Source organism: Bradyrhizobium sp. Ken51, assembly GCF_055807435.1.
The window spans coordinates 1-6,782 of sequence record NZ_JBVVPB010000076.1 but is presented as its reverse complement, the minus strand read 5'-3'; the positions used below and the strand labels follow the sequence as shown (position 1 = coordinate 6,782).

At 60.5% G+C, this 6,782-nt stretch carries 1 protein-coding gene and 5 pseudogenes; all 6 read right to left on the bottom strand.

Translation table 11 applies throughout. The features are described from left to right. Positions 1 to 330: 330 nt before the first annotated feature. Positions 331 to 1,225 (bottom strand): annotated as a pseudogene (gene folD, locus AC0L27_RS40460) (bifunctional methylenetetrahydrofolate dehydrogenase/methenyltetrahydrofolate cyclohydrolase FolD). Further along, positions 1,222 to 2,110: pseudogene (purU, locus tag AC0L27_RS40455) on the bottom strand (formyltetrahydrofolate deformylase). Before purU ends, folD begins: the two co-directional pseudogenes overlap by 4 nt. 65 nt (positions 2,111 to 2,175) lie before the next feature. After that, positions 2,176 to 2,382: pseudogene (locus AC0L27_RS40450) on the bottom strand (sarcosine oxidase subunit gamma family protein); the annotation flags it as partial. Between the two features lie 337 nt (positions 2,383 to 2,719). After that, positions 2,720 to 5,678, bottom strand: a pseudogene (locus AC0L27_RS40445) (sarcosine oxidase subunit alpha family protein); the annotation flags it as partial. Next, positions 5,675 to 5,947, bottom strand: a complete 273-nt coding sequence (locus tag AC0L27_RS40440; RefSeq protein WP_473323617.1) for a sarcosine oxidase subunit delta — start codon at positions 5,945 to 5,947, stop codon at positions 5,675 to 5,677. The gene AC0L27_RS40440 and the pseudogene AC0L27_RS40445, both read right to left, overlap by 4 nt. A 24-nt stretch (positions 5,948 to 5,971) precedes the next feature. After that, positions 5,972 to 6,782, bottom strand: a pseudogene (locus tag AC0L27_RS40435) (FAD-dependent oxidoreductase); the annotation flags it as partial.

Genomic DNA, 6,782 nt, shown 5'->3' with positions numbered 1-6,782 from the left:
CTCGCCGGGGGCACTCGGAAAAGGGGCTCGCCTGCGGCGATCGCTATCACTGCCCCGTTCCCGGGTGCCGCTATTGAACCGGTCTCGTCGCTGCACTCGGACCCGCGTGCCCCTTCGGGTCGCTATGCTCACGCTCTCCGGGTGCCATTTTCCTTGAGGCGATGCGCCCCTGGCGCACGCCTGGTCGGGCCTGCTGCCCTTATCAACAGCGATCAATGCGACGGCCTGTCTCCAGAGATCGCAGCGACGGCGCCGCCTCCGCTGCCTGGTCTGATCGAGCCGCAGGAGACTCAGCGGTCGTACACGGCGTTGTTCTGTCGATCAGCACGCTTAGAATATCTTCAACTTTCGCCCCACGCTCCTATGCGCGGCGATCACTGTATTCGCCAATAAGCATAGCGATGGTCATAGGACCGACGCCTCCGCGAACCGGTGTGATGCTTTGGGAGACTGCGGATACCTCCGTGAAGGCCACGTCTCCCACCAGGCGGGTCTTGCCTTCCCCTGGTTCAGGCGCATCAATCCGATTGATGCCGACATCGATGACGGTCGCGGCCCGTTTCACCCAGTCGGCCTTGACCATTTCCGCACGGCCGACAGCAGCAACTAGGACGTCGGCGCCGCGGCAGACATCCGGTAAATTTTTTGTCCTGGAATGGGCCACGGTAACCGTGGTATTGGCATTGATCAGCAACTGAGCATCGGTTTGCCGAAGAGGTTCGAGCGTCCGATGACTACCGCATTCAGGCCGGAAAGCTCCTCGCCATGCGTGCGGCGGATCAAAAGCATAGCACCGGCTGGCGTGCAGGACACGAGGCGGGTTTCCAGATCCCCAGTCGCAAGCTTGCCGGCATTGACGACGTTCAGCCCGTCGACATCCTTTTCCGGCCGGATCGACTGGATGATCGGTTCGCTGATGATATGTATCGGCAATGGCAGCTGAACGAGAATGCCGTGGATGTTCTCGTCGGCATTCAACATCTTCACTATTGCTGCAAGCTCTTCCTGGCTGGTCTCGGTCGGCAAAGTGTGTTGGACCGAATTGAAGCCGCAATCCTTAGCCATGCGGCTTTTCGCGCCGACATAGGTATGGCTTGCAGGATCGTCGCCGACGATGACGACAGCGAGGCCGGTCTTGACACCATTCTGCGCCTCAAGCGCCGGCGGAGGCCGCCTTCACCTTATCGATCACGGTTTGCCGTCGATTACTTGCACCATCTCTCAGCCCATTCCTTCAGACGCATAGCTGCCGAGGGCTCGCCGGGAAGACGATAGTTCGGCTGCCGTTGACGAAAGTACGGTGATCAATATGAGCATGGATGGCGCGGGCCAGAACTTGGCTTTCCACGTCGCGGCCGATGGAAACGTAATCCTCCACCGACTGCGCGTGAGTGATACGCGCAGTATCCTGCTCGATGATAGGACCTTCGTCGAGGTCCGCGGTGACGTAATGTGCCGTCGCACCGATTAACTTCACGCCGCGATCATGAGCCTGTTTGTACGGGTTTGCTCCCTTGAAGCTCGGCAGGAAGGAGTGGTGGATGTTGATGATCCTGCCAGGCATATTTGCACATAGACGGTCGGACAGGACTTGCATGTAACGAGCCAGTACGACAAGTTCGGTGCCCGTCGCCTGGACGAGTTCTGTCAATTGCGCTTCCGCTTGCGGCTTATTCTCCTTTGTCACCTTGATGTGGTGGAAAGGGATGTCGTTGTTGACGATGAGCTTCTGATAATCGAAGTGGTTCGACACGACGCCGACTATGTCGATCGGTAGTGCACTAATCTTCCAGCGGTAGAGCAGGTCATTGAGGCAGCGGCCAAAGCGGAAGACCATCAAGAGCACCTTCATGCGCTTCGAGGTATCGAAGATCTCCCAGTCCATACCGAATTTGCCGGCAACAGGTTTGAAACCTTCCATAAGTGCCGCTTGCGCAACACCTTCTTCGGAGATGAAGCTGATCCGCATGAAAAACATGTCTGTGTCGCAATCATCGAACTGCGAATTAGCAACGATGTTGCAGCCATTTTCCGCCAGATACATCGAAATCGCGGCTACAATGCCCCGTGCCGACTTGCACGTAACAGTCAGAACAAGGTTGGTCGTCATATCTACTCCTGTCGAATTGGCAGGCTGGCGAGAAAGTGGCCCAGCACGCGTCTGTCCATGTGAAATCAGCGAAATTCCGCGCTCAGCTCGGCGAGCGCATGCCACAGGTATTCCGCAAATCCTCGCAGCACGATCAGTTCGAATCCATCTTCCGAAATGCGGGTGATGTGGGCCCCGATATGGCCGACCAGCGTCGTCGCCGCATGACCGACCGGGAAGGCGCTCAAGGCGAGATCCACGGCCGTCCCCTTGGCCAACACTGAGGTCGTTCGCGCCGGCGATAGCTATTCGAACTCGGCCGTGGCTCTGGTCTACGACCTCGGCATGCGGCTTCACCCTCTGCATGATGTCGTCAACAGCTGCCGGCGACAATGGCTCGTCACCGACGACGAACCACTGGCCGGGCGACACGCTCCTTTTGGCGGGCGCATGGATCCGAGCACAGCCGAGATGGTGCTCGAAACATTGTCATCTTCGCTTGCGGACAACAGATGCAGCACATGGCCTTCCGGAAGGGCACTGAGGGTCACGCTCGTCGAGATGAGGGGAGACTTCCCGCCGAGCGCAGCGCGGTGTTCGATCGCGAATGTGGGCATCGGGGCAGCCTTTCAGCTTTTCGTTGGTGGGATCGACGAACACCGGATGACAGAGGCGCCCGGCAGTGAATTCGTTCAGAAGGCCGTTCCAGACCTGCACTTCCTCACCGTGGCGTGAGGAGCCGCGCTTGACGAGACCAAGTCCAATTGTTGATCCGACATGCGGTGAGTAGCAGCTGGAGCTGATGTATCCCTGATCGTTTTCGAGCGTTGCCGCCGCACCCTTTTCGAGGATGTGTGCGCCGCTGCGGAAGGACATGTCCGAATCCAGTGGCACGATGCCGACGAGTTGATGCCGGTTCGGATCGTTGAGACCCTCGCGTTCGAGCATCCGTTTACCAATGAAGTCCGCCTTCCCGGCCGAAACCATCTTGCCGAAACCGAGATCGGCCGGCACGACCGTGCCATTGATCTCGTTATGGGTGACGTGGCCCTTCTCGATGCGCAGCACCGACAGCGCCTCGACCCCGTAGGCGCAGATGCCGTGCTCCTTTCCGGCTTCCATTAACGCATCGGCCACGGCCTCGCCGTAGCCGGCGGGAACGGCCAGTTCGTAGGCCAGTTCGCCAGAGAAGGAAATGCGGAAAAGCCGGCCCGAAAGCTTACCGCCGAACAGCGAGACGTCCTTGGCGGCCAGGAAGGGGAACGCTTCGTTGGAAATATCCTCGTCAACGAACCGCTGGACGATGAGGCGCGATTTCGGCCCCGCGGCTGCCATCTGCGCCCACTGGTTAGTCACCGAGGCAAGCCGTACGTCGAGTTCCGGCCATAGAGTCTGGGAGCAGAATTCCAGGTGGTTCATGACGCCTGCCGCGTAGGCAGTGGTGGTCGTCATGAAGAAGCGATCGTCCTCAATGCGGCTGGTTGTGCCATCGTCGTAGATAAAGCCATCTTCGCGCAGCATCAGACCGTAACGAGCCTTGCCGATGGGCAATTTCTTGAAGGCGTTGCAATAGACGCGATCGAGAAATTCCGCAGCATCCTGCCGGTGATCTCGATCTTACCCAGCATCGAGACGTCGCAAAGGCCGGCATTGATCCGCACGTTCTTCACTTCGCGGTCCACGCTTTCGCGCCAAGTTGTTTCGCCAGCACGCGGGAACCAGGCGGAACGGTACCACAGACCCGTCTCCACGAAAGTCGCGCCGTTCTTCACCGCCCAATTGTGCAGCGGAGACTTTCGAACAAGCTGAAAATGCTCGCCGTGCGAAGTGCCGGCGAGGGCCCCGAAGGAAACCGGAGTATAGAACGGGCGGAAGGTGGTGGTGCCAACGTTGCTCAGAGATACGCCGCGCGCTTCGGCTAGAAGGCCAATGGCATTGACGTTGGAAAGCTTGCCCTGGTCCGTCGCCATCCCATTGGTGGTGTAGCGCTTGGCAAGCTCCACGTGACCATAGCCTTCGCGAGCCGCAAGTCCGATGTCCTTGTGATGGACGTCATTCTGGAAATCGACGAAGGCCTTGCCCTTTATACCCGGAATGATCCAGACCGGCTTTGTGGCGAGTGCGACAATGTCGCCTTCGACCGCGCCGAACGTGGCGGGATCCGCCTTTATCTCCAGCTTGCCTAGCAGCGCGGCAGCCTTTCCGGCTCCGGCCTTAAAGCAGCTATCGAGACCGCTCGCCCTGGCGGCGGCACCGGCCAACGAAAGCCCCTTGTGATCCTCCGGGGCCACGAAAGCGGCTTCGGCATCCGACCATTGCGGCCTGCCGCCGCGATGATAGGCGAGATGGATGACCGGACTGAAGCCGCCGGACATGGCGAGCGCGTCGACGGCCAGCTTTTCCTTCCGGCCGTCCTGGAAGATTGTAATGGAGGACAGTGCCTGACCGCCTTCGGCGTCGGGCACGAAGCCGCCGTTTATGATGCGAGCCGAACCCTCATACATGCCAGCTGTGGCGCCCGAGCGGCGGCTGTCGATGATGGCTACAAGCCGCACGCCAGCTTTTTCGAGATCGCGGGCCAATGCGTAGCCGCTGTCGTTTGTGGTCACGATCGCGACCGACTTGCCCGGGGCAACGCCATACCGGTTGAGATAGACGCGCATAGCGCCTGCCATCATCACCCCCGGAATGTCGTTCCCGCCGAAGACCAGTGGGCGTTCCTCAGCGCCAGTGGCGAGAATGGCCTGCTTTGCCACAATGCGCCACAGCCGCTCGACTGGCACCTCGGCGCGCGGCTCGCAAACATGCTTCTGGACCCGTTCGACAGCGCCGAAGACGTTGCCGTCATACCAGCCGAACGCTGTGGTGCGCGAAAGAAGCTGCACATTGGGCAGACTTCCCAGTTCCGCAACCATCCGGCCCGCGAATTCGGCTGCGGATACGCCACCAATCGTCGCGGTTTCGGAGAGAAGCCCGCCGCCAATGATTGCATTCTCGTCGACGAGGATGACGCGAGCGCCGGCACGGCCGGCAGTCAGGGCTGCGGCAAGGCCAGTGGCACCGCCGCCGACGATCACCAGGTCGCAATGAGCCCAGCACTTTTCGTAGCGATCAGGATCGCCTCGTAGGTCGCCTTGCCGAGCCCGGCGGCTCGGCGGATCACGGGCTCGTAGAGTTTCTCCCAAAGAGGCGCCGGCCACATGAAGGTCTTGTAGTAGAAGCCGGCAGACAGGAAGGGCGACAGCAGGCTATTCAGCGAACCGACGTCAATATTAAGCGAGGGCCAGCGGTTCTGACTCTGCGCGACAAGACCCTCGTAAAGCTCTTGCATAGTGGCGCGGGTATTAGGCTCTGTACGTCCTCCCTGGCCAATGGTCATCAGCGCATTCGGTTCGGACGCACCCGCCGAAAGCAAGCCGCGCGGCCGGTGATACTTGAAGGATCGGCCCATCAGCATTTGGCCGTTGGCAAGCAAGGCCGAGGCAAGGCTATCGCCTTCGGCGCCGATCATGCGTTTGCCGTCGAAAGTGAAAGATAACCTTTTGAAGCGGTCGATTAGGCCGCCTTTGTCGAGACGATACGACGTCATTCCGCCGTCTCCCTACGAGCGGCAGCGTCACGCGCGCCTTCAATGTCATGGGTCGCGGTGTCGCGCGTCACCACCAGCCAGCGGCGGCAGCCGGACGTGTGGTGCCAATGTTCGTCGTAGCGGCCCCGTGGATTGTCACGCAGATAGACGTAGTCGAACCAGGCTTCGCCACCCGCATCCGCAGTGGGACGGCCGAGTGCCGCACCCTTCACAGTAAATTCTTCCCTAGGCCTTTGCCCGCAATGGGGGCAGGGGATGAGGCTAGCCATTTCGGTGTCCTTGCTTCCCCGTAATCAATGTAAATTCGGTTGGGCGCCCTGGCCCTTCTCGTCGAGCAGATAACCGCGCTCGAACCGGTCGAGACGCATTTCGCGCGTCACGGCGTGCGGTTCGTTTCTGGCGATGAGGTGGGCGAAGCAGAAGCCGGATGCGGGTGTCGCCTTGAAGCCGCCGTAACACCAGCCGGCATTGAGGTAGAGATTGTCGATATGGGTGCGGTCGATGATCGGCGTGCCGTCCATGCTCATGTCTACGATGCCGCCCCACGAACGCAGCACGCGGACCCGCGACAGGGCCGGGATCATCGCCTTGCCGGCTTCGATAACGTGCTCGACGCTGGCAAGATTGCCGCGCTGTGCATACGAATTGTAACCATCGATATCACCACCGAAGACGAGGCCGCCCTTGTCGGACTGAGAGACGTAGAAATGGCCGGCGCCGAAGGTGACGACGCAATCGATGAAGGGCTTGAGACCTTCCGAAACAAGGCCTGGAGCACGTGGCTTTCGATCGGTAATTTCATGTCCGCCATCGCGGCCACCTGGGTAGAATTGCCGGCCACGGCAACGGCGAGCTTTCCGCAGCCGATAAAGCCCCTGGAGGTCGCGACGCCGGCCACACTGCCATTCTCACGGCGGATGCCGGTCACTTCGCATTCCTGGATGATGTCGACACCCATCCCATCGGCGCCGCGGGCATAGCCCCACGCCACGCCGTCATGGCGCACCGTGCCGCCGCGGCGCTGGACGAGGCCGCCCTGAATCGGAAGCGCGCACTATCGAAGTCGAGGAAGGGGAGCATCTCCCTAACCGCGTCCGGCCCAGC